At 56.5% G+C, this 22,704-nt stretch carries 17 protein-coding genes and 1 pseudogene; 7 read left to right on the top strand and 11 right to left on the bottom strand.

Features of this window, described 5'->3' with window-relative positions:
• Positions 1-75 precede the first annotated feature (75 nt).
• Entirely contained in the window at positions 76-417 is a 342-nt protein-coding gene (locus NIM72_RS20800) for a helix-turn-helix domain-containing protein (protein WP_013357796.1), read from the bottom strand.
• A 301-nt stretch (positions 418-718) separates the two neighbouring features.
• Here NIM72_RS20800 and NIM72_RS20795 point away from each other — a divergent pair, with 301 nt between their 5' ends.
• Positions 719-1,873 carry an efflux RND transporter periplasmic adaptor subunit gene (locus NIM72_RS20795; RefSeq protein WP_253421831.1) on the top strand — a complete coding sequence of 385 codons (1,155 nt, stop codon included), beginning with the start codon at positions 719-721 and terminating at the stop codon, positions 1,871-1,873.
• Between the two features lie 12 nt (positions 1,874-1,885).
• Positions 1,886-5,038, top strand: coding sequence for a multidrug efflux RND transporter permease subunit OqxB (oqxB, locus tag NIM72_RS20790; RefSeq protein ID WP_253421828.1), 3,153 nt, complete (start codon positions 1,886-1,888; stop codon positions 5,036-5,038).
• Positions 5,039-5,106: 68 nt separating this feature from the next.
• On the opposite strand, the gene NIM72_RS20785 is transcribed toward oqxB, so the two are convergent.
• The 4 genes and pseudogenes from NIM72_RS20785 to NIM72_RS20770 form a co-directional block, all read right to left on the bottom strand.
• Entirely contained in the window at positions 5,107-5,463 is a 357-nt protein-coding gene (locus NIM72_RS20785) for a type II toxin-antitoxin system HicB family antitoxin (protein ID WP_161732427.1), read from the bottom strand.
• Positions 5,456-5,736: pseudogene (locus NIM72_RS20780) on the bottom strand (type II toxin-antitoxin system HicA family toxin). The gene NIM72_RS20785 and the pseudogene NIM72_RS20780 overlap by 8 nt, the downstream one beginning before the upstream one ends.
• A 151-nt stretch (positions 5,737-5,887) precedes the next feature.
• Positions 5,888-6,382, bottom strand: a complete 495-nt coding sequence (locus NIM72_RS20775; RefSeq protein ID WP_161732429.1) for an Rrf2 family transcriptional regulator — start codon at positions 6,380-6,382, stop codon at positions 5,888-5,890.
• Positions 6,383-6,589: 207 nt separating this feature from the next.
• A complete protein-coding gene (locus tag NIM72_RS20770) occupies positions 6,590-7,774 on the bottom strand; it encodes an MFS transporter (RefSeq protein WP_253421825.1) in 1,185 nt (394 codons plus the stop codon).
• 202 nt (positions 7,775-7,976) lie between these two features.
• Here NIM72_RS20770 and tus point away from each other — a divergent pair, with 202 nt between their 5' ends.
• Entirely contained in the window at positions 7,977-8,906 is a 930-nt protein-coding gene (gene tus / locus NIM72_RS20765) for a DNA replication terminus site-binding protein (protein WP_161732433.1), read from the top strand.
• 42 nt (positions 8,907-8,948) lie between these two features.
• Here the strand turns inward: tus and fumC are convergent, their stop codons facing one another.
• Positions 8,949-10,346, bottom strand: coding sequence for a class II fumarate hydratase (gene fumC, locus NIM72_RS20760; protein ID WP_161732435.1), 1,398 nt, complete (start codon positions 10,344-10,346; stop codon positions 8,949-8,951).
• Positions 10,347-10,545: 199 nt separating this feature from the next.
• Here fumC and manA point away from each other — a divergent pair, with 199 nt between their 5' ends.
• The 3 genes from manA to add all read left to right on the top strand — a co-directional run bounded on the left by manA (position 10,546) and on the right by add (position 14,538).
• Complete coding sequence (gene manA / locus NIM72_RS20755; RefSeq protein ID WP_253421822.1) at positions 10,546-11,730, top strand: mannose-6-phosphate isomerase; 1,185 nt, start codon at positions 10,546-10,548, stop codon at positions 11,728-11,730.
• 123 nt (positions 11,731-11,853) lie between these two features.
• A complete protein-coding gene (locus NIM72_RS20750; protein WP_253421819.1) occupies positions 11,854-13,353 on the top strand; it encodes a YdgA family protein in 1,500 nt (499 codons plus the stop codon).
• A 189-nt stretch (positions 13,354-13,542) separates the two neighbouring features.
• Positions 13,543-14,538, top strand: a complete 996-nt coding sequence (gene add, locus NIM72_RS20745) for an adenosine deaminase (RefSeq protein ID WP_161732440.1) — start codon at positions 13,543-13,545, stop codon at positions 14,536-14,538.
• A gap of 366 nt (positions 14,539-14,904) precedes the next feature.
• Here the strand turns inward: add and NIM72_RS20740 are convergent, their stop codons facing one another.
• The 5 genes from NIM72_RS20740 to NIM72_RS20720 form a co-directional block, all read right to left on the bottom strand.
• Complete coding sequence (locus NIM72_RS20740; protein WP_161732442.1) at positions 14,905-15,951, bottom strand: oxidoreductase; 1,047 nt, start codon at positions 15,949-15,951, stop codon at positions 14,905-14,907.
• Positions 15,952-16,052: 101 nt separating this feature from the next.
• A complete protein-coding gene (gene araC, locus NIM72_RS20735) occupies positions 16,053-16,970 on the bottom strand; it encodes an arabinose operon transcriptional regulator AraC (protein ID WP_003853440.1) in 918 nt (305 codons plus the stop codon).
• A 76-nt stretch (positions 16,971-17,046) separates the two neighbouring features.
• Positions 17,047-18,030: an L-arabinose ABC transporter permease AraH gene (araH, locus tag NIM72_RS20730; RefSeq protein WP_013357784.1), complete on the bottom strand. Its 984-nt coding sequence runs from the start codon at positions 18,028-18,030 to the stop codon at positions 17,047-17,049.
• A 12-nt stretch (positions 18,031-18,042) separates the two neighbouring features.
• Entirely contained in the window at positions 18,043-19,563 is a 1,521-nt protein-coding gene (gene araG, locus NIM72_RS20725) for an L-arabinose ABC transporter ATP-binding protein AraG (protein WP_161732444.1), read from the bottom strand.
• 99 nt (positions 19,564-19,662) lie between these two features.
• Positions 19,663-20,646 carry an arabinose ABC transporter substrate-binding protein gene (locus tag NIM72_RS20720; RefSeq protein ID WP_003853437.1) on the bottom strand — a complete coding sequence of 328 codons (984 nt, stop codon included), beginning with the start codon at positions 20,644-20,646 and terminating at the stop codon, positions 19,663-19,665.
• A 365-nt stretch (positions 20,647-21,011) separates the two neighbouring features.
• Here NIM72_RS20720 and NIM72_RS20715 point away from each other — a divergent pair, with 365 nt between their 5' ends.
• The gene (locus tag NIM72_RS20715) at positions 21,012-22,697 is read left to right on the top strand and encodes a ribulokinase (protein ID WP_161732446.1); all 1,686 of its coding nucleotides are present in this window, start codon (positions 21,012-21,014) and stop codon (positions 22,695-22,697) included.
• Positions 22,698-22,704 lie beyond the last annotated feature (7 nt).

Here is a 22,704-nt window from a genome sequence, read left to right as displayed (position 1 = left end):
AGACAACAGGACGCAGATAATACCAGTTTTGTGCGCCGAGAAAAGCGCGGGCCAGACAAGCTGGCCCTGGCGAGGTTATGCGGCGTGCGATTCCCCGCTGTGACGACGCCATGCACCCGGCGCGACACCATACTGACGTTTGAAGCTGCGGTTAAAGGACTGCTGGGAGTCGAAACCTAACGAGATCGCCACATTGAGAATCGGTTCATCGGTGCTGGTCAGACGATCGGCTGATTTCTTCAGCTTCTTAACCCGGATGTATTCACCCAGTGGATAACCGGTGTGCTCTTTAAACATGCGCTGCAGGTGCCATTTGGAGTAGCCCGCGCGCTCTGAAACGGTATCCAGATCCAGACGTGCTTCGATGTTGTTATCAATCCAGTCGATTAAATCGTGAATAAAAGCATCACTCATCATTCCAGTCTCTCCTGTCGCCGTGGCGAAAAGTATTAGTATCAGTTGCAGTTACACTTAAGGGTGGCTGACTATGCCATTTAATGCAAGTTTTATTAGTACATTAAATGCCGCACTGTTTATAGGGTTTTAGCGCAACTGGTCAGGCTTTCATCGCTCTGCCCAAAACCGCACATAAAGTGTATCTGTTATTCTTGCAGTTGCCCGCGACGCAAGCCTACACTCCCTGCGATTAATTGCAATATTAAAAGTTGCAAATATTGGCCTGCAGGTCGTCTTTTATATCTATCGCGGAATAACAACAATGATTACGAACCGGGTTCGTCAGGGTTTAACCCTCTTAGGGATGGTACTGCTCATCACGCAACTGAGCGGCTGCGATAAAGGTGTGGCGCAAAACGCCCCGCCACCACCGCCTGAAGTGAGTGCCGCGTCGGTGCTGATCAAGCCGGTCAGCCAGTGGGACAATTTCAATGGCCGGGTTGAAGCGGTGCAGAGCGTACAGCTGCGGCCGCGCGTCTCGGGTTATATCGACGCCGTTAACTATCGTGAAGGCGATGAGGTCAGAAAAGGTCAGGTGCTGTTTACCATCGATGACCGCAGCTACCGCGCAGCGCTGGAGCAGGCCAAAGCGGAACTGGCGCGGGCGCGCAGTCAGGCCAGTCTGGCCCGCAGCGAATCAGGTCGCAGCGAGAAGCTGATCGGCACCCAGGCGATTTCCCGCGAGGCATGGGAACAGCGTCGCTCGGCCGCCAGTCAGGCGCAGGCTGATGTGCTGGCTGCTGAAGCTGCGGTCGATATGGCGCAGCTGAACCTCGACTTTACCCGCGTCACCGCACCGATTGATGGCCGCGCCAGCCGGGCGATGATCACCGCCGGTAACCTGGTGACCGCCGGCGACAGCGCCAGTGTGCTGACTACGCTGGTGTCGCAGCAGCAGATGTATGTCTATTTCGATGTCGATGAGAACACCTTCCTGAACTATCAGGCGATGGCGCGTCAGGGCCAGCAGCGCCATGCGCTGCCGGTTGAGATTGCGCTGGTCGGCGAACAGGGTTTCCCGCACCAGGGCAAAATTGATTTTCTGGATAACCAGCTGACCGCCAGTACCGGCACCATTCGTATGCGCGCCCTGCTCGACAATCAACAGCGGCTGTTTACGCCTGGCCTGTTTGCCCGCGTACGTCTGCCCGGCAGCGCACAGTTTGAGGCGGTGCTAATCGATGATAAAGCGGTATTGACCGACCAGGATCGCAAATATGTCTACGTGGTGGATGGTGAAGGTAAAGCACAGCGGCGCGATATTCAGCCCGGCGCAATGGCAGATGGCCTGCGTATCGTTAAATCGGGTCTGCAATCCGGTGACAAGGTGATCATCGCCGGTCTGCAAAAAGTCTTTATGCCCGGCATGCCGGTCACAGCTCAGCAGGTCGCCATGCGTGCGGCAACCGCTCAATAATTCGAGGCCGCTATGGACTTTTCCCGCTTTTTTATCGACCGGCCTATTTTTGCTGCGGTGCTGTCGATCCTGATTTTTGTCACCGGCATGATTGCCATTCCGCTGCTGCCAATCAGTGAGTACCCCGACGTCGTGCCACCCAGCGTGCAGGTGCGCGCCGAGTATCCTGGCGCTAACCCGAAAGTGATCGCGGATTCCGTGGCAACGCCGCTGGAAGAGGCGATCAACGGCGTCGAAAACATGATGTACATGAAGTCAGTGGCCGGTTCGGACGGCGTGCTGGTGACAACCGTTACTTTCCGTCCGGGCACCGATCCCGATCAGGCACAGGTACAGGTGCAGAACCGCGTGGCACAGGCGGAAGCCCGTCTGCCGGAAGATGTGCGTCGGCTGGGCGTGACAACCCAGAAGATGTCGCCGACGCTGACGCTGGTCGTGCACATGTTTTCACCGAACAATACCTACGATTCGCTCTACCTGCGTAACTACGCCACGCTCAAGGTCAAAGATGAGCTGGCGCGCCTGCCGGGTGTCGGTCAGATCCAGATTTTTGGCGCAGGCGAATATGCGATGCGCGTCTGGCTTGATCCCAGTAAAGTTGCGGCGCGTGGCCTGACGGCCGCTGACGTAGTGACGGCGATGCAGGAGCAGAACGTGCAGGTCTCTGCCGGTCAGCTGGGCGCGGAGCCTCTGAAAAAGCAGAGTGACTTCCTGCTGTCGATCAACACCCAGGGACGACTGGAGAGCGAGCAGCAGTTTGGCGATATTATCCTGAAAACCTCAGAAGATGGTTCGCTGGTGCGGCTGCGCGATGTGGCGCGGATTGAGATGGGATCAGGCAGCTATGCCCTGCGCTCGCAGCTCAATAACAAAGATGCGGTCGGTATCGGCATCTTCCAGGCTCCGGGCGCTAACGCTATCGATCTCTCCAATGCGGTTCGCGCCAAAATGGATGAGCTGGCAACCCGCTTCCCCAACGATGTCAAATGGGCTGCACCTTACGATCCAACGGTGTTTGTCCGCGACTCGATTAAAGCGGTAGTGCAGACCCTGCTGGAAGCGGTAATCCTGGTGGTACTGGTGGTGATTCTGTTCCTGCAGACCTGGCGCGCCTCGATTATTCCGCTGCTGGCGGTGCCGGTTTCGGTGGTCGGTACCTTTAGCGTGCTCTATCTGCTCGGCTTTTCGCTGAACACCCTGAGCCTGTTCGGGCTGGTACTGGCGATCGGTATCGTGGTGGATGACGCCATTGTGGTGGTGGAGAACGTCGAACGTAACATTGAGATGGGACTGTCTCCGCGCGCCGCCGCCCATCAGGCAATGCGCGAGGTCTCCGGGCCGATCATCGCCATCGCGCTGGTGCTGTGCGCGGTGTTTGTGCCGATGGCGTTTCTCTCTGGCGTGACCGGGCAGTTTTATAAGCAGTTCGCCACCACTATCGCGATCTCCACGGTGATCTCGGCGATTAACTCGCTGACGCTCTCGCCCGCGCTGGCGGCGATGCTGCTGAAAGGACATGATGCGCCGAAAGATCGGCTGACGCGAATCATTGATGCCCTGTTCGGCTGGCTGTTCCGTCCGTTTAACCGCTTCTTCCAGCGTAGTGCGCACGGTTATGAATCGCTGGTTGGCCGCACGCTGCGTCGCCGTGGCGCGGTATTTGGCGTCTATATCCTGTTGCTGGCCGGTGCTGGTTTTATGTTCCACACCGTGCCGGGTGGCTTTATCCCAACCCAGGATAAGCTCTATCTGATTGGCGGCGTGAAGATGCCGGAAGGCTCCTCACTGGCCCGCACCGATGAAGTGATTCGTAAGATGAGCGAAATCGGTATGCAGACCGAAGGCGTCGCCTATGCGGTGGCCTTCCCCGGCCTGAATGCGCTGCAGTTCACCAACACCCCGAACAGCGGCACGGTGTTCTTTGGTCTGAAGCCGTTTAATGAGCGCAAACATACGGCGGCAGAGATTAACGCGGAGATTAATGCAAAAATCGCGCAGATCCAGCAGGGCTTTGGCTTCTCGATTATGCCGCCGCCGATTCTGGGACTGGGTCAGGGCTCTGGCTATTCGCTCTATGTGCAGGACCGTGCCGGTCTGGGCTATGGCGCGTTGCAAACGGCAATTAATACGCTGTCGGGCAGCATCATGCAGACGCCAGGGATGCACTTCCCTATCTCCTCCTATCAGGCCAATGTTCCACAGCTTGATGTGCAGGTTGACCGGGATAAAGCCAAAGCTCAGGGCGTGTCGCTGACCGCACTGTTCAGCACGCTGCAGACCTATCTCGGCTCGTCATACGTGAATGACTTTAACCGCTTTGGGCGCACCTGGCGCGTCATGGCGCAGGCGGATGGGGAGTTCCGCGACAGCGTCGAAGGTATTGTGAACCTGCGTACCCGCAACGACCGCGGTGAGATGGTGCCGATTGGCAGCATGGTTAACATCACCACCACCTACGGCCCCGATCCGGTGATCCGCTATAACGGCTATCCTGCGGCGGATTTAATTGGCGATGCCGATCCACGCGTGCTCTCTTCGGCGCAGGCGATGAGTCAGCTGGAAGCGATGTCCGGCCAGCTGTTGCCGAACGGCATGAACATCGAGTGGACCGACCTGAGTTATCAGCAGTCAACCCAGGGTAATACCGCGCTGATTGTCTTCCCGATGGCCGTCCTGCTGGCGTTCCTGGTGCTGGCGGCGCTGTATGAGAGCTGGACGCTGCCGCTGGCAGTGATCCTGATTGTGCCGATGACGATGCTCTCTGCGCTGTTTGGCGTCTGGCTGACCGGCGGTGACAACAACGTCTTCGTGCAGGTCGGACTGGTGGTGCTGATGGGCCTCGCCTGTAAGAACGCGATTCTTATCGTGGAGTTTGCGCGTGAGCTGGAGATTCAGGGCAAAGGGATTATCGAAGCGGCGCTGGAAGCGTGTCGCCTGCGTCTGCGTCCGATTGTGATGACCTCAATCGCCTTTATCGCCGGTACCATCCCGCTGATTCTGGGTGAAGGTGCGGGTGCAGAAGTGCGCGGCGTGACCGGGATTACCGTCTTCTCTGGCATGCTCGGCGTGACACTCTTCGGTCTGTTCCTGACGCCGGTGTTCTACGTCGCCCTGCGCAAGCTGGTGACGCGCCGGTCAGGTGATGCCGAAACCGTGACGGCGTAAACACTCAACATTAAAAGGGGCGATCGGATGATCGCCCCTTTTTTTGTCTGTGACTGGCAACATGTTGATTAGCGCCGCTTCAATCTTTCATTCAGCGTTTCAATGATAAACGCATTCAGCGAGGTTTCATTTTGCGCGGCAGCCTGAGACAGGCGCTCTCCCATCGATTCAGGATAGCGCAGCGTAAAGGTCTTAATTTTTTCCTGCTCAGCATAGGGATTAATGCCGGAGGCTGCACAATCTTCCAGGTATTCGCGCAGCGAAATCTCGCCCTCTTTGTACAGCCCCTGTACGCTGTCAGAGACAAAATCACAGTAGCCTGACAGGCCAGTAAAACGCCCACGGAACATGTGGAGTTCAGGAACATAGGTGATCACGGCGGGTTGCCCGGCGACGGTGATTGATGAATTTGAACGATTATTCATAAGGATCGACTCCAATACTTTCCAGCCATTCACGCAGATTAATAACAGCCCCTCTGTCGGTGTCTGGCGAAGGATGCGGCCGGTGAAAACGCGCTATTCTTCCTCTGAGAAGAAAACGCACCCGTGAACCACTGCCTTCTTTAATCTCACCACCCAGAGCCCTGATAATGACTCAACTGCCTGCCATTTCAGTCCGGACGGCGGCGGCATTTGAAAAACCTGCTCCAACGTTTCACGCTGTTTTTTCCGTAAGTCCCTGACAACGGTGTTCATCCTGACCTTCGCGACTTCACCCAGTGAAGTCATTTTATTACGATACGGTAAGAGGTCAAGATGGAATTTACGGAGAGAAGGCCTGTGTTGCAGGTTTGGGAAAGAAGTGGCTCAGAAATGGACGTTCAGCAGGCATAAAAAAAGCCGCTAATCAGCGGCCTTTTTTGCAGAGTTCTTCACTCTCTTCGGGTTCAGGTTCCGGCACGGCGGTGCAGTTGCTGGTATCGCGTTTCTTCAGTTCGTTCAGTGCGTCTGCCACGGTGCGTTTTGCCAGCACATCCAGCGACGCCTGCTCGGCTTCATCGGCTATCGACTTAAAGTACCAGCAGAGGTTGGCACTGACCAGACAGCGCGGCGCGACGTCAGGGCGCGCAGCCCAGATTTTTTTGTCTTCAATCACTGAGACATAGATATCCCGCAGGGTGATTTCCGCCGCAGGACGGCCCAGATGAATCGAACCGGTTCGGCCCAGCGTAGAGACGATAATGCCGTCACGGGTCAGCGGGACCATTAATTTTCGAATGAAACTGGGATTCGCTTCAAGCCCGTAGGCCAGAATCGCGCTGGTAGAGCGTTTACCCATTTGCTCCGCCATAGCTACGCTCAGAACCATTTGCAAAGCTGTCGGGAAGCGGTAATCAAGCATTTCTTTATCCTGAGTTGCGGTGCATCTTATTGTTTTATTGCCGCATAAGTGAACAATCAATGAGCAATAAATATAACAAACACTGTTGCTTTTTTGAAGCAAGCCCACGGTGACAAGGCACGTATTCACCAAAGGCTGAGGCCTGATAGCACAAGGTGCTTACCCTGTTCTTTGTCCTTATTCTGCTGAACACGGAGAACAGTGCGATCATGCGGTGGTGACCGACGCCGCCGGTAATCGCTGCTTTAGCGCCATAACCAGCACCACGTTAAAGATTGCTAAAGCGCAAAGCAACCACAGCGTCGCCGATGCACCCATCTTTTCAAACACATATCCACCCATCAGCGGTGTCAGTGCCTGTCCCATTAATGCCGGGCGGGCCATTTTACCCACTACAATCGCGTAAGACTCTGGTTTGACCATCGCCAGCGGTAAAGTTCCGCGCACGATGGCGCGTAAGCCATTTCCTGCGCCATACAGCACCATGCTCAGCAGCGCCATCTGCGGAAAAAGTGCCAGTAATAGCAGGCCCAGCGCCACCAGCCCGACAGAAAAAAAGGTAGTGCGGATCGGATGACTGCGTTTAAAGGCGATATCGACGAGTCGGGATCCCACCTGGCACGGGCCAAGTACGGCGCTGATCGCCAGCGCCGACGTCAGCGTATGGCCACTCGCCTGCAACAGCGCGATAAGCTGCACAGAAATCGCCGTCATGATCACAGACGCGAGAGTAAAAATGGCGCACAGCAGCCAGAACAGCGCAGGTTCAATCTCCGGCATGGCAGACTGTTTAACCGCCCTTTTTGCAGGCGGCTTAGCATGGCTCGCCGGTAAGGCAAACAGATAGGCAGGCAGCACGCAGATCACCATCATTGCCGCAATAATCAGTGACGCATCCCGCCAGCCAAATCCATGAATCAGTAACGCTGTGCCGGGCCAGACGAGCGTGGTACAGAAGCCTGAAATCAGCGTAATACCGGTGATCGCTGAACGTGCCTGACCGCCATAGCAGGTGCCGAGTGTGGCAAACAGGGCATCATAAAGGCCCATCGCCATACCGATGCCGATGATCACCCAGGCAAACAGAAACAGCGGCAGCGAGTCGCTGACCGCCATTATCACCAGCCCCACCGCCATTACCAGACCGCTTAACGCCAGTAACAGACGACCGCCGGTATGGGCGATAATCCTGCCAGCCAGCGGTGACAGCAGGCCTGACACCAGTATTCCCGTCGAGAGCGCGCCGTAGATCCACTGCTGTGACCAGCCTGTCTCAGCCGCAATCGGATTCGCCATCACCGCCATCAGGTAGAATGACCCGCCCCATGACAGGATCTGCACCAGGCCCAGGGTGAAAATGGCGGCGATACCGGGTTTGTTGTTCTGATTCACAGGCAATCTCTTGGTTAGCAGGCGAACCGTTTTTATAACATGTTCCGCGATAAGCCAAAATGCGTGATGCCCTTTTGACTGGATAGCTACGCAGGCTGCACGGTTTTGAGTAAAACACTTTCAGTATGTTGTAACTATATGGTGCTTGCATCCTCGCCAGGCTTCTGCCACATTGTGAACGTTGTAACTATGGAGGCACGACATGACGCGCTACGACTTAGTGGCTGATATGCATCAGTGTGTAAACGACCTGGAACTGGCGCTGGGCGAGTTGCGTCAGCAGATTGAGGCGCAGCCTTTGCTGATCGCCCGCATCTTCAGCCTGCCGCCGGTGGTGAAAGGCCGTGAACATGAAGCGATAACTCAGATTGCCGTTGAACAGCATCTCGGTGAGAGCGCGTTGAAGATGGCACTTGATCATTATTGCCGCCTGTTTATGCAGCATCAGTCCGAACAGCTCAGCACCAAGGCTGCCGTTCGCTTACCCGGCGCGCTCTGTATTGAATGCGATGCGCAGCGGGAAGCGGAGATCGGCTCGCTGGTCGACCTCATCAACCAGTTGAAAGCCCGGCTGGAGCAACTGATCACGGTAGACTCGGGCCTGCCGAGCGAAGCGCGTTTTGAGTTCGTCCACCAGCACCTGCGCGGCCTGATTACCCTGAATGCCTATCGCACGATCACCCTGCTCAGCGCCCCTGACAGCCTGCGTTTCGGCTGGGCCAACAAGCACATTATCAAGAATCTTAAGCGTGAAGAGGTGATCGCCCAGCTGGAAAAAAGCCTGAAGTCGGGACGCGCGAAGGCACCCTGGTCACGCGAACAGTGGGCGGAAAAAGTGCAGGAGGAGCTGGCAAGCGTGCGTGCCCTGCCCGCCTCGGCACGGCTGAAAATCAAGCGCCCGGTGAAAGTCCAGCCGGTGGCACGCGTCTGGCGCGCGGATGAACAAAAACAGACCCAGCTGGCCTGCCCTTCACCGATCCTGGTGATCTGTCGCGATCGCAGTCAGGTTCCGGTATTGGGCGAGCTGCTTAATTACGACGCCGATAACATTACGCATCGTCATAAGCCCGCCGCTGAACCGCTTAATCTGCTGATACCCCGACTGCATCTGTGGGTCGATTGCCCGATATAAAAAAAAGGCCAGCATTCGCTGGCCTCTTCTTCATCGCTGACCTTACGACTTCATGCTGCCGACCATCTCTTCCGGACGAACCCAGGCATCAAACTCCTCTTCGGTCAGATACCCCAGCTTCAGCGCCGAACCCTTCAGCGTCAGCCCCTCTTTATGCGCCTTCTTGGCAATTTCAGCCGCTTTGTCATAGCCGATGTGGGTGTTCAGCGCGGTCACCAGCATCAGTGATTCGTTGAGCAGTTGATCGATGCGCTCACGCACCGGCTCAATGCCGACGGCACAGTGATGGTTAAAGCTGTCCATGCCATCCGCCAGCAGGCGAATCGATTGCAGGAAGTTATGGATCACCATCGGACGGAAAACGTTAAGCTCAAAGTTACCCGACGCGCCGCCCATGTTGATCGCCACGTCGTTTCCCATCACCTGACAGCAAAGCATGGTCATCGCTTCACACTGCGTTGGGTTAACTTTGCCCGGCATGATTGAGCTGCCAGGTTCGTTTTCCGGAATGGCGATTTCGCCAATGCCGCAGCGCGGGCCGGAAGAGAGCCAGCGTACGTCATTGGCAATTTTCATCAGCGAGGCGGCAAGCCCTTTTAGCGCGCCATGCGCATGCACCAGCGCATCACAGGTTGCCAGTGCCTCAAACTTGTTGGGTGCGGTGACAAATGGCTGCTGCGTCAGATCGGCCAGCGCCTTCGCCACGCGCACTGCATACTCCGGATGGGTGTTCAGACCGGTGCCTACGGCGGTTCCGCCCAGCGCCAGCTCCGCCACGTGCGGAATGCTCTGTTCGATATGCTTCAGGTTGTGCTCCAGCATCGCTACCCATCCGGAAATCTCCTGGCCCAGCGTCAGCGGCGTCGCATCCTGCAGGTGAGTACGACCAATCTTAACGATGTCTTTAAAGGCGTCAGACTTCTGGCTCAGCGTCTTTTTCAGTACCTGAATCTGAGGTATTAACTGTTCGCGCAGGGCGATCACGGCGGCAACATGCATCGCCGTCGGGAAGACGTCGTTGGAGCTCTGGCTCTTGTTCACATCGTCGTTAGGATGGACCAGGCGCGACATCCCGCGCTCCCCGCCGAGGATTTCACTCGCGCGGTTTGCCAGCACCTCATTCATGTTCATATTGGTCTGGGTGCCGGAACCGGTCTGCCAGATCGCCAGCGGGAACTCGTCCGCATGCTTATCCGCCAGCACTTCATCCGCCGCGCTGACAATCGCATCCGCGCGGTCAGCAGGCAGTAGCCCCAGATCGCGGTTTACGCTGGCCGCGGCGCGCTTGGTCAGTGCCAGCGCATGCACCAGCGCGGTCGGCATTTTTTCGGTTGAGATACGGAAGTGTTCCAGTGAGCGCTGCGTCTGCGCGCCCCACAGTTTGTCTGCCGGTACATCGATGGGGCCCATTGAATCTTTCTCAATGCGATTGGCTGCCATGAATACGTCTCCTTCACCTGTTTTTTAAAAGAATGATCGCCCGTTCTGTCATCGCAATCGATAACCCGGCGGTCAGGATACTGATATACAATAATTTAACATTATCAGAGCTTAGCGTCCTTTTGCGCTGGATATGTATTTTTACCGGTAGTTTCTGTTTTAATAGCCGCAATAATTTCCCGTGATAAAGGGTTACATAATGCAAAAAATGAATAACTCGCTGCAAAATTACGCATGGGGCAGCAAAACAGCGTTGACTGAGCTGTATGGGATTGCCAATCCCGAGGGCCTGCCGATGGCAGAGCTGTGGATGGGCGCACATCCGAAAAGTCCCTCTATCGTGATGGATCAGGGCAGCGAGCGTTCGTTACGTGACGTGATTGATGCGGCGCCCGCCGCGATGCTGGGCGACGCGGTGGCACAGCGCTTTGGTGAATTGCCGTTCCTGTTTAAAGTGCTGTGTGCCGATCAGCCGCTGTCGATTCAGGTCCATCCCAGCAAACGTGCGGCCGAAGTGGGCTTTACCCGTGAGAATGCGGCGGGGATTCCCCTGACGGCCGCCGAGCGCAACTATAAAGATGCAAACCACAAGCCGGAGCTGGTCTATGCGCTGACGCCGTTTCAGGCAATGAATGGCTTTCGCACGCTGACGCAGATGGTCTCACTGCTCGAGCCGGTTGCAGGTGCACATCCTCAGATTGCCCATTTTCTGCAACATCCCGATCGGGAGACGCTTGCTGCGCTGTTCTCGACCCTGCTGTCACTGGAGGGTGAGGCGAAATCGCTGGCGCTGGGCGTGCTGAAATCCGCACTTGATGCGCAGCAGGGCGAGCCGTGGGAAACCATCCGCATGATTGCGGCTGAATATCCTGACGACAGCGGCCTGTTTTCACCGCTGCTGCTGAATGTCATCACCCTGCAGCCCGGCGAGGCAATGTTCCTCTACGCTGAAACCCCGCACGCGTATCTGAAAGGCGTAGCGCTGGAGGTGATGGCCAACTCTGATAACGTATTACGAGCCGGTTTAACCCTGAAATATATCGATATCGACGAGCTGATGGCCAACCTGAAGTTTGAGGAGAAGCCTGCCAGCTCGCTGCTGACGGAGCCAGAGCAACAGGGCAACATGCTGCGCTTCCCGATTCCGGTGGAAGATTTTGCCTTTGCCATCCATAGCCTGAATGCAGAACCGCAATCGCTGGCGCAGCAGAGCGCTGCCCTGCTGTTCTGCATCGAAGGCCAGGCGGTCATCGCCAAAGGCGATCAGCAACTGACGCTAAAACCGGGTGAATCCTGCTTCATTGCCGCCAGCGAATCGCCAGTAACGGTCGCCGGTACGGGCCGACTGGCGCGGGTATTTAACGACTTAGGGCAGCGCGGCTGACGGAATCTCTGTTAACTGCTATTATTTCAACCTATTAGCTTTTAAACGCCTGCGGGCGTTTTTCTTCGGTCGCTGGGGTAAACCTGCGGCATAAGCGGACTCAAGGATAAGGACGAATCAGCAATGAAAAAGACCAATGTTGCCGTAGGTGTCATCATCGCACTGGGCGTAGTCTGGACTGGCGCGGCGTGGTTCACCGGCAAGCAAATTGAAAGTCACAGGGATGAGCTGGTGCAGAACGCCAATGCACAGCTGAACGCTTATGCCCCTAACAGTCGACTGAAGATCAGCTATCAGGACTATCAGCGCGGCGTGTTCAGCAGCAAGGTGAATCTGGTGGTTCAGGCCAATTCGCAGACGGAAGATAATCCGCTGCTTAAGCCGGGTCAGAGCATCATCCTGAATGAAACCATCGATCATGGCCCTTTCCCGTTTGCGCAGCTCAGGCATTTCAATCTGATCCCGAGCATGGCATCTGTTCATACCGAGCTGGCTAACACCGATGCGGTGAAGAAGCTGTTTGAGCTGACCGGCAATAAATCGCTGATTAACGCAGACACCCGCATCGGCTACAGCGGTGCTACCGATACCGCACTGCGTGTCCTGCCGGTTGATTATCAGAATGCGCAAACCGGTGAACGTTTTGCCACCAATGGCGGCACTTTCAACATCAGCGCCGATAATAAAGGCGATAAAGTGTCGCTGGACAGCGATGTGGATAGCCTCGCGCTGACCAGTAAAAATGAGATGGGCCAGCCGGTACTGTTCACTGTCAATGGTCTGAAGCTGAGCGGTAACACGCACCTCAGCCCCGAAGGCGTACGCATCGGCGATCAGTCGGTCGGTATTGAGAAGGTAAATGCCAGCATCAATGGTCAGGACGCCCTGACGCTGCACAAAATGAAAGGCACCTCCTCTTTCGACAACAGCGCCGGTAAAATTGGCGGCAATATCGACTACAAGGTTGAAAGCGTTCAGCTGCAGAAGCAGGACTTTGGTCAGGCAGCGCTGAAAATGAAGCTGTCACAGTTTGATGCGCAGGCGGTCAAAGCGTTCTCCGATCGTTATAACCAACAGATGCAGGAACTGCTGACCCAGCCTGGCGTTGCAGAAGATCCTATCCGCTATCAGGCAGGCATACATCAGATTCTGATGGCCAATCTGCCGATGCTGCTGAAAGGCTCGCCATCCATCAGCATCGCTCCGCTGAGCTGGAAGAATGACAAAGGTGAAAGCACCTTTAATCTGACGGCCAGCTTCAATGACCCTTCTGCTGTTACCGGTGAAGCCCAGACTCTGAGCGCTATGGTTGATCGGGTACTGAAAAGTCTGGACAGCAAGCTGGTCATCAATATGCCGATGGCAACCGAAACCATGCATAAAGTGGGTCTGGCTGAAGGTTATCAGGCCGACGACGCGCAGAAGCTGGCGGATCAGCAGGTTAAAGGTCTGGCGGCGATGGGTCAGATGTTCCGCCTGACTCAACAGCAGGATAACAACATCGTGACCAGCCTGCAGTACACCAACGGTCAGGTGAACATGAACGGCGACAAGATGACGCTGGAACAGTTTCTGTCCCGTTATATGCTGGGTATGCCGACCAGCGAAGGCATGCCGCAGTAAGCGCTGTCTTCCACCAAAGGCGACCTCCGGGTCGCTTTTTTTATGCCTGACCGCTGCGGAAGTGAGTTTGCCCGCCAGTTATGGGTAATTAAGCAGCATCCGGCGCGGCTGTTGCGCAAATAGCTGGCGCTGTTGCGCAAGATATTTTTATAATGCTCTGCACTTCACCGACAACTCAGCGAGTGCGCCATGATCGATTCTAAAATTCCTCTGACTGATATTCACCGCCACCTTGATGGCAACATTCGTGCACAAACCATTCTTGATTTAGGCCGCCAGTTTAATCTCGCCCTGCCCGCATCAACCCTGGAGACGCTGCGTCCGCATGTGCAGGTTGGCCAGAATGAACCTGATCTGGTGAGCTTCCTGCAGAAACTCGACTGGGGCGTGAAAGTGCTGGGCGATCTGGATGCCTGCCGCCGCATTGCGCAGGAAAATGTCGAAGATGCCGCGCGCGCGGGCATTCATTATGCTGAACTGCGTTTTTCGCCCGGTTATATGGCGATGACCCACAATCTGCCAATTGCCGGTGTGGTGGAAGCGGTCATTGACGGCGTGCGCGCAGGCCGTCAGCAGCACGATATCGACGTGCGTCTGATTGGGATTATGAGCCGGACCTTTGGCGAAGATGCCTGCCTCAGCGAGCTGGAAGGTCTGCTTGCCCACCGCGATCATATCACTGCGGTCGATCTTGCGGGTGATGAGCTGGGCTTCCCGGGCAGCGAGTTCCTGAGTCACTTTACCCAGGCGCGCGATGCCGGTTTCCGCGTTACCGTGCATGCGGGCGAAGCAGCTGGTCCGGAGAGCATCTGGCAGGCAATTCGTGAGCTGGGCGCAGAACGTATCGGTCACGGCGTGAAAGCGATTGAAGATCGCGCGCTGATGGATTTCCTGGCGGAGCACCATATTGGTATTGAGTCCTGCCTGACCTCCAACATCCAGACCAGCACCGTGCCTTCACTGGCGCAGCATCCGCTGAAGACCTTCCTTGAGCATGGCATTCTGGCGACCATCAATACCGATGATCCCGCGGTTCAGGGCATTGAACTGGCGCATGAATATCATCATGCCGCACCGGCTGCCGGTCTGAGCGCGGCACAGATCCGTCAGGCGCAGGAGAATGGTCTGACGATTGCCTTCCTCAGCGACGCTGAGAAAGCGGCTATTCGCGCTCGCGTGCAGTAATCCTGAAGCGTAGCGACAAAAAACGGGCCGGATAACCGGCCCGTTTTTATGGTAACGAGGTATAGATCTTTTCGCTGTGGGACCGAGCCTGCGCAGAGACTACGGTCAGATCGGAAAGACGCAAAAGCCGTCATCCGTGACACGCTCGGCCCACGCAATTACGCACCTCATCCCTGAGGTGCGCCCGTACCGGGCCAACGCGTTGCGTTGTTCAAAAACGCCTGGCGTTTTTGTCCATAGCGTGGGACGCTTTCCTCTTCTGACCGTAGTCCCTGCGCGCTAAACAGATTTATTGCTGTCTGATTCACGCTACGGGCTTGTTAGCAATCTGACAGGCTGGTACCCAGCCCGTATTGCACCTACAGATTAAACGCGCTTCAGCGACAGCGTCTGGCGTTTCTCGGCGGATTGCAGACCCAGCTCGATCAGCTCCATCACCTGAATCGCCTCTTCCGCCGTCACCGGATTATTACCGCGTCCGGCAATCGCATCGCGGATGCCTGCATAGTAAGCAGGATAGTTGCCCGGCTGGGTCAGCTGGGTCGTTTCGGTCAGGGAATCTCCGTCAACCAGCGTCAGAGTACCATCACGCATGTCATAGCCCCAGTCTGCCTGCGGCGGGAAATCACCTGACTTCAGGCGATCTTCCTGCGGATCCAGACCATATTTGACGTAACTGCCGCGCGTGCCGTGGACGGTATAACGCGCAGATTCCGCTGCCACCAGCATGCTGGCGTGCAGCACGACGCGGCGCTGCGGATAGGTCAGCGTGGCGTGGAAGTAGTCGGTGGTCTGCGCACCCGGACGCATTTCGGCCAGATCGACATTGATGGCGACCGGCGGGCCAAACAGCTGCAGCGCCTGGTCCAGCAGATGCGGTCCCAGGTCATACCAGATTCCGCTGCCTGCGCCCTTCATTTCACGCCAGCGATTACGCACTTCCAGACGGAAACGGTCAAAATGCGATTCGAAGTAGCGCACGTCACCCAATGAACCTGCTTCAAGCAGGGATTTCAGCGTCAGAAAGTCACTGTCCCAGCGTCGGTTGTGGAACACCGACAGCAGCAGCCCTTTGGCTTTCGCCAGCGCATCCAGCTCACGTGCCTGTGACAACGTCACGGTAAACGGCTTATCGACCACCACATGTTTACCGGCGTTCAGCGCCGCTTTAGCCAGCGGGAAGTGAGTATCATTAGGGGTAGGAATAACAATCAATTGCAGAGTCGGGTCGTCCAGCAGCGCCTGAGGATCGGCCACCACCTTCACGGCGGGCCAGTCGGCGTGAACTTTGCTGGCGTCGCTACTGGAAATGGCGGCCAGTTCGACGTCCGGCGTTCCCGCAATCAGCGGGGCATGAAACGTTTTACTGGCAAAGCCGTAGCCGATCAGACCAACACGTAATTTATCGCTCATTTGGATTCCTCTCAGAGCCTGTATGGCAGGCTCTTAGTTGATAACCTGATTGATTTAAGACTATTAACCAGGTGAGGACAAGGCGGAATCCCCCGAAAAAACTAGGAGATAGCACTTCGCGCCAGGGGCCAGGCCGTCTGCGCCGCCAGGCTGTCGTGCGCATCCTGATTGCGACGGCGGAAGTCGCTGGGACTGACACCAACACGCTTGCGGAATACCCGTGAGAAGTAGAGCTGGTCATCGTAACCCACTTCACGCCCTACCGAGGCGATAGGTTCCTGGGTAGTCTGCAGCAGCAGTTTAGCGCGGATAACGCGCTGATCTTCACGCCAGCGTAGCAGATTCACACCCATCTGCTCGCGGAACAGGTGCGCCAGCCGCGACGGTGAAAGACAGACGTGACGTGCCACCTCTTCAATCTTCACCTCGCTGGCGAGATGGTTGGTCACATACTGGCAGGCTTCAATCACGCGCGGATCGCGGATTAGCTGATGGCTGCGCGGATCTTCTTCAACGGCGCGCAGCAGCAGTCGCTCCAGCAGGTTCATCGCCAGCTCTTCCGCAAAGCGACGGCCCGAGTTATGGGTTTGTTCGATACTGGCAAACAGGCGGTCGAACTCGCCGCGCAGCGATTCCGGCAGCAGCAGTCGTCCCACGCCCTCCTGCTCATCCTGCCAGCGCAGCCAGTCGTGCCAGTAGGCGCGTGGACGGAAATAGACCCAGCGGTGGAACCACTGCGGGCTGTCCGGCGCGCGGCCATAATAGTGAGCGGTTTTTGGCTGAAACAGCAGCATTTCGCCCGGTTCGCAGTCAAATGCCCGCTCGCCGTCGAATACCCGCCCTTTGCCTTTGATGGTGAGGTTCAGAATGTAACCTTTCATGCCGTGCGGGCGATCGATAAAGAAATCGAGCGGGCCATCAGCGGTGATGGGCGTCAGCCCCGCCACCAGCCAGGCATTGAATGAATAGCCCGGCAACAAGGGGTTTTGCTGCTCGGCCGGTAATTCGCGGTGATACATAGCGTCCTCACTCAGTCTGTTATTGTTCGGATAGCCCGCAGAGACCTTTGCCTCTGCGGGCCAACGGCTCGATCAGTCAGGCTTTTTTCTGTTTGTAACGGTCAAAAATCACCGCAGCTAACAGTATCAGACCGCGCACCACATACTGTGAGAATGGCGAGATATTCAATAAATTCATCGCATTCTCGACGGTGCCGAGAATTAACACCCCTGCCACCACGTAGGAAATCTTGCCGATGCCGCCTTTCAGTGACACGCCGCCCAGTACGCAGGCAGAAATCACCACCAGCTCATAGCCGATGGAGGTCATTGGCTGACCACTGGTCATACGTGACGCCAGGATGATGCCCGCGGCCGCCGAAACCAGACCGGAAAGAATGAAGATGATGATACGGGTTCGCACCACCGGCACACCGGCCAGTCGCGCGGCCTCTTCATTGCCGCCAATCGCCAGGGTATTACGGCCAAAGGTGGTTTTGTTAAGCAGGAAGCCGAAGATCAGCATGGTAGCCAGCGTCAGCCAGATGGGCGCAGGCACGCCAAGCCAGTTGGCAAAACCGAGTTCAAAGAAGCGCTCATCTTCAATCCCGACTGCTTTACCGTCAGAGAAGATATAAGCCAGGCCGCGCACGATTTGCATCGTCGCCAGCGTGGTGATCAGCGCATTGATCTTGAGTCGGGCAATCACAAAACCGTTGATAAAACCGGTGATCATGCCGAGCACCAGACCGGCCGCTACACCAATCCACAGGCTTTCGGTCATGTTGATCACCACGGCGGTCACAACACCTGCACAGGCGATAACTGACGCAACCGACAGGTCAAAATCCCCGGAGGCCAGACAGAACAGCATGCCGCAGGCGACCATGCCGGACATCGACATCGCCAGCCCTAAGCCTTTCATATTGATAAACGAGCCGAAGTTCGGCACAAAAATCGCACAGACAATAAACAGCAGTGCAAATACCACCAGCATGCCGAAGTTGTCCCAGATGCGACCTAACTGCAGGCCGCCGCGTGAAGCGGGCTGCGGCGTATTTGAGGTCGTGGATGAAGCCATGATGATCTCCTGTCAGGCCACGGCGGCCGCTTGAGTGGTTTTGGGCATCGCCAGGCTCAGCGTCTGCTGCTCCGTGGCGTCGTCGTGCAGCAGTTCACCGGCAATGGCACCTTCACGCATTACCACGATGCGGTCGGCCAGGCCCATGACTTCCGGTAAATCGCTTGAGGCGAACAGCACCGCAATACCCCGGTTCGCCAGTTGATAAATCAGGTTGTAAATTTCATGTTTGGCACCGACATCGATGCCGCGCGTTGGCTCATCCAGCAGGATCACTTTCATATCCTCAGAGAGCCAGCGTCCCAGAATCGCCTTCTGCTGGTTACCGCCGGAGAGGTTCATGATCAGCTGGTCAGCGCTGGGCGTTTTGATGTTCAGCGAGCGGATATGACTGTCGGCGTTTTTGTTTTCCCAGCCGTTTTTAATCAGACAACCGGCGGTGAGATTGTGACGACGGGCGCTGATGTTGATGTTGTCGCGCACCGAGTGCACCGGAATAATGCCTTCGGCTTTGCGGTCTTCCGGACAGAGCATGATGCCCGCGCGGATGGCATCGATCGGCTCCCGCAGCGGCAGCGGTTTACCGTCCAGGATCACCTGACCGCCGCGCAGCCGCGTGCCGCCAAATAATCCTTTCAGCAGTTCACTGCGTCCGGCTCCGACCAGGCCAAACAGCCCGACGATTTCACCGGCATGAACTTTCAGCGAAATTGGCGTCCGCACGCCCTTCGCTTCAACCTTGTCCAGCTCCAGCCGCACTTCGCCTTTGGCCCGCGGTGAGTAGCCATAGATATCACCCAGGTTACGTCCCACCATCGCCTGCACCAGATCGTCATGATGAGTGTTGGCCATGTCAGTAAAGGTCCGCACGTAGCGACCATCTTTGAAGACGGTGATGGCATCGCTGAGGGCAAAGATCTCCTCCATGCGGTGAGAAACGTAGAGCACCACCCGGCCCTCCTCGCGGAGCTGGCGGATGACGCGGAACAGGTTGTCGATTTCACGCGCTGACAGGGAGCTGGTTGGCTCATCAAAGGCGATAATGCGCGCGTTGCGCGCCAGCGCTTTGGCAATCTCCACCATCTGCCACTGCCCCAGCGACAGGTATTTCAGCGGCATATCGGGATCGATATCCATGCCGAGATTTTTCAGCTGCACGCCCGCCTCAAAGCGCATCAGCTTACGATTAACCAGCCCGTGCTTGTGCGGAATCTGACCGAGGTAGATGTTCTCCGCCACGCTCATTTCCGGTACCAGATGCAGCTCCTGGTAAATAATGGCAACGCCCGCGTCCAGCGCATCTGTGGTGCGCTGAAAGCTCATTGGCTTGCCTTTAATACGAATCTCACCGCCGCTCGGCTGATAACTGCCGCTGAGTATTTTTAACAGCGTCGATTTGCCTGCGCCGTTTTCGCCCATCAGCGCATGGACTTCACCGCCCCGGCAGTCGAAGGAGATATCCTGCAACGCTTTCACGCCAGGGAAGGTTTTACTGATGCCATGAAACGACAGAAATGCTGAATCAGTGTTCATGTTGGTCCTCACTCTTTCGCGCCACCGGCCTGTTACGGCAGGCGGCGCGAAATCGGCTATTAAGGATGCCAGGCTGCGGACAGCCCGACAGGCTCAGGGTTACATCAGTCCTTTTTTCGCCAGTTCAGTTTTGAAGTTGTCACGGGTGATCAGCACCACATCGGTAACTTCGGTGAATTTCGGTGGCTCTTCACCTTTGCTGACCCAGTTGTAGAGCATCTGGCTGCTTTTATAGCCATGGATATCCGGGCTTGGCAGCAGCGAACCGTAGAAGCCAGTCGCCTTGTCTTTCGACAGTTCACTGATGGCATCGACGCCGTTGATGCCGATACCGATGACGTCAGCCGCTTTAAAGCCCTGGCCTTCGGTGGCACGCACGCCGCCCAGCACGGTGTTGTCGTTCATGCCGACAATCAGCCAGTGTTTAACTTCAGGATGCTGCACCAGCAGGGAGTTACCTGCGTCAAACGCGCCTGGGATATCGTTAGATTTGGTTGGCACCTGGTAAATCTGCGCTGCCGGGAAGCCTGCGGCTTTGATCGCGTCCATTGAGCCGCCGGTACGGCGACGTGCGGTATCAAGTTCATTCGCGGTAATCGCCATCACGCCAGTGGTTTTTACATCCCAGCCGCGTTTCTGCATCTCTTTATAGAGTTCCTGACCCTGACGCTCACCAATTTTGGTGGCCGCCATCATCACCAGTGGCACGGTGTCCATGGGTTTACCTTTCGCGGTGACGAACTGGTCATCCACAGCGATGACTTTCAGACCATAGCCCCGCGCTTTTGCCATGATGGCAGAGCCAAGTTTCGGATCGGGGGTACAGATAACAAAACCTTTCGCGCCATTGGCCGCCAGGCTGTCGATGGCATTCAGGGTTTTTTCACCATCCGGCACGGCAATTTTGATGACATCAAAGCCAAGATCTTTGCCCGCTTTGTCGGCGAATTTCCATTCAGTCTGGAACCAGGGTTCCTCTGGTTGTTTGACTAAAAAACCCAGCTTCATGGTCTCGGCGATAGCGGATTGTGACATAACCGCTGCCAGGCCGATGGCCGCGAATGCTTTAGTGAATTTATGCATGATGCTCTCCGGTACCAGGTTATTTTTCGCTGCTAATAACGAATTGGTGTAAACGCTACCAGTTAATTTTCTTATGTGGGTACAGCCATAAATCAGTGCGTTAGGCTGGCATGTGCCGACAGACTGTCCAGACGCTGGGCTAGTTTTAGCGGTATTAGCGAAGAAAAATGTAGAGCGGTATCACACATTAAAATCACGACAAAATGATCCATATATTCAGCAAATTTAACCGGACCTTAACTTTTGCAATGGATCACAAAATCACTGCCGATGACAGAAAAGTGCATATTGTCAGCCAGCGATGACTAACTGATTTGGCGCGCCGAACCCAGGATACAGGAGTTAACTAACTACAGGAGATTCCGATGCGTGCTGGAGCCATCACCCTTGGGCTGGACTTTGGTAGTGATTCGGTGCGTGCGCTGGCCGTAGATTGTCATAGCGGCAAAGAGCTGCAGAGTGCGGTGTGCAGCTACCCGCGCTGGCAGCAGGGCTTATACAGCGATCCGCACACTAACCGTTTTCGTCACCATCCACAGGATTACATCGACGCGATGGAGCAGGCGCTGCTCGGCGTGCTGAATGCACTGAGCGACGATCAACGCGCCGCCGTAGTCGGCATTGGCGTTGACAGCACCGGGTCAACCCCGGCGCCAATTGACCGCGACGGCAACGTGCTGGCGCTGCGCCCGGAGTTCGCGGAGAACCCCAACGCGATGTTTGTGTTGTGGAAAGATCACACGGCGATAGAAGAAGCAGAAGAGATTAATCAGCTGTGTCACAGCGGCCGCTTCGAGGATTACAGCCGCTATATCGGTGGCATTTACTCCTCGGAGTGGTTCTGGGCGAAGATTCTGCACGTGTCGCGTGAAGATGCGGCCGTACGTGAGGCCGCGGTCTCTTGGGTCGAACTGTGCGACTGGGTACCCGCCCTGTTAAGCGGCACGACCGCGCCAGATAAGCTGCGCCGTGGCCGCTGTGCGGCCGGGCATAAAGCGCTGTGGCACGGCGACTGGAACGGCCTGCCCGATGTCGATTTCCTTAATGCGCTCGACCCGCTGTTAACCCAGCAGCTCGACTCCCCGTTATTCAAGGATACCTGGACCGCGGATCTGCCGGTCGGCACGCTCAGTCCGGAATGGTCACAGCGTCTGGGCCTGATGCAGACCGTCACGCTCTCCGGTGGCGCGTTTGACTGCCATATGGGCGCAGTCGGTGGCGGAGCTAAACCCTATACCCTGGTGAAAGTGATCGGCACATCCACCTGCGACATTCTGATTGCTGACGCAGATAAAGTCGGCGATCGCGCTATTAAAGGCATCTGTGGTCAGGTCGATGGCAGCGTCGTGCCAGGCGCTATCGGACTGGAGGCGGGTCAGTCTGCTTTTGGTGATATCTACGCCTGGTTCAGCCGTTTACTGGGCTGGCCGTTACAGCTGGCGGCGCAGCAGCATCCTGAGCTGAAGCCTCAGTTGGCTGAGATGCAAAAGAATCTGATTAAGGATCTGACCGAGGCCTGGGCTGCCAATCCGCAGCTCGACCATCTGCCGGTGGTACTGGACTGGTTTAACGGTCGCCGCACGCCAAATGCCAATCAGCGGCTGAAAGGGGTGATTACCGACCTGAATCTGGGCACCGATGCCCCCGCGCTGTTTGGCGGTCTGGTCGCGGCAACCGCGTTTGGCGCACGTGCCATTATGGAGTGCTTCGAGCAGCAGCAGATTCCGGTCGAGAGCATTCTGACACTCGGTGGCATCGCGCGGAAATCCCCGGCGATTATGCAGGCCTGCTGCGATGTGATGAACCGCCCACTGGATATCGTCGCCTCTGACGAGTGCTGTGCGCTGGGTGCGGCCATTTTCGCCGCCGTCGCCGCCGGTGTTCACGCCAGCGTACCGGATGCACAGCAGGTCATGGCCAGCCCGATTGCCGTGACGCTGCAGCCCGATCCGGCGCGCGTCGCCCGCTATCAACAACTTTATCAACGCTATCAACAATGGTGCGTGACGGCAGAACCACAATACGCCGCCCGCCCCGCTTCCGCTAAGTGAAGGAGTG

It is taken from the genome of Pantoea sp. B550, assembly GCF_024158165.1.
Classification (GTDB): Bacteria; Pseudomonadota; Gammaproteobacteria; order Enterobacterales; family Enterobacteriaceae; genus Pantoea; species Pantoea alfalfae.
Note: the sequence above shows the minus strand (reverse complement) of the source record. Positions and strands in the feature narration are given on the sequence as shown.

Excerpts from the sequence above, each read along its gene's own strand:
- NIM72_RS20800 (WP_013357796.1), bottom strand. The coding sequence starts at position 417 with ATGATGAGTGATGCTTTTATTCACGATTTAATCGACTGGATTGATAAC.
- NIM72_RS20795 (WP_253421831.1), top strand. The coding sequence starts at position 719 with ATGATTACGAACCGGGTTCGTCAGGGTTTAACCCTCTTAGGGATGGTA.
- oqxB (WP_253421828.1), top strand. The coding sequence starts at position 1,886 with ATGGACTTTTCCCGCTTTTTTATCGACCGGCCTATTTTTGCTGCGGTG.
- NIM72_RS20785 (WP_161732427.1), bottom strand. The coding sequence starts at position 5,463 with ATGAATAATCGTTCAAATTCATCAATCACCGTCGCCGGGCAACCCGCC.
- NIM72_RS20775 (WP_161732429.1), bottom strand. The coding sequence starts at position 6,382 with ATGCTTGATTACCGCTTCCCGACAGCTTTGCAAATGGTTCTGAGCGTA.
- tus (WP_161732433.1), top strand. The coding sequence starts at position 7,977 with ATGACGCGCTACGACTTAGTGGCTGATATGCATCAGTGTGTAAACGAC.
- fumC (WP_161732435.1), bottom strand. The coding sequence starts at position 10,346 with ATGGCAGCCAATCGCATTGAGAAAGATTCAATGGGCCCCATCGATGTA.
- manA (WP_253421822.1), top strand. The coding sequence starts at position 10,546 with ATGCAAAAAATGAATAACTCGCTGCAAAATTACGCATGGGGCAGCAAA.
- NIM72_RS20750 (WP_253421819.1), top strand. The coding sequence starts at position 11,854 with ATGAAAAAGACCAATGTTGCCGTAGGTGTCATCATCGCACTGGGCGTA.
- add (WP_161732440.1), top strand. The coding sequence starts at position 13,543 with ATGATCGATTCTAAAATTCCTCTGACTGATATTCACCGCCACCTTGAT.
- NIM72_RS20740 (WP_161732442.1), bottom strand. The coding sequence starts at position 15,951 with ATGAGCGATAAATTACGTGTTGGTCTGATCGGCTACGGCTTTGCCAGT.
- araC (WP_003853440.1), bottom strand. The coding sequence starts at position 16,970 with ATGTATCACCGCGAATTACCGGCCGAGCAGCAAAACCCCTTGTTGCCG.
- araH (WP_013357784.1), bottom strand. The coding sequence starts at position 18,030 with ATGGCTTCATCCACGACCTCAAATACGCCGCAGCCCGCTTCACGCGGC.
- araG (WP_161732444.1), bottom strand. The coding sequence starts at position 19,563 with ATGAACACTGATTCAGCATTTCTGTCGTTTCATGGCATCAGTAAAACC.
- NIM72_RS20720 (WP_003853437.1), bottom strand. The coding sequence starts at position 20,646 with ATGCATAAATTCACTAAAGCATTCGCGGCCATCGGCCTGGCAGCGGTT.
- NIM72_RS20715 (WP_161732446.1), top strand. The coding sequence starts at position 21,012 with ATGCGTGCTGGAGCCATCACCCTTGGGCTGGACTTTGGTAGTGATTCG.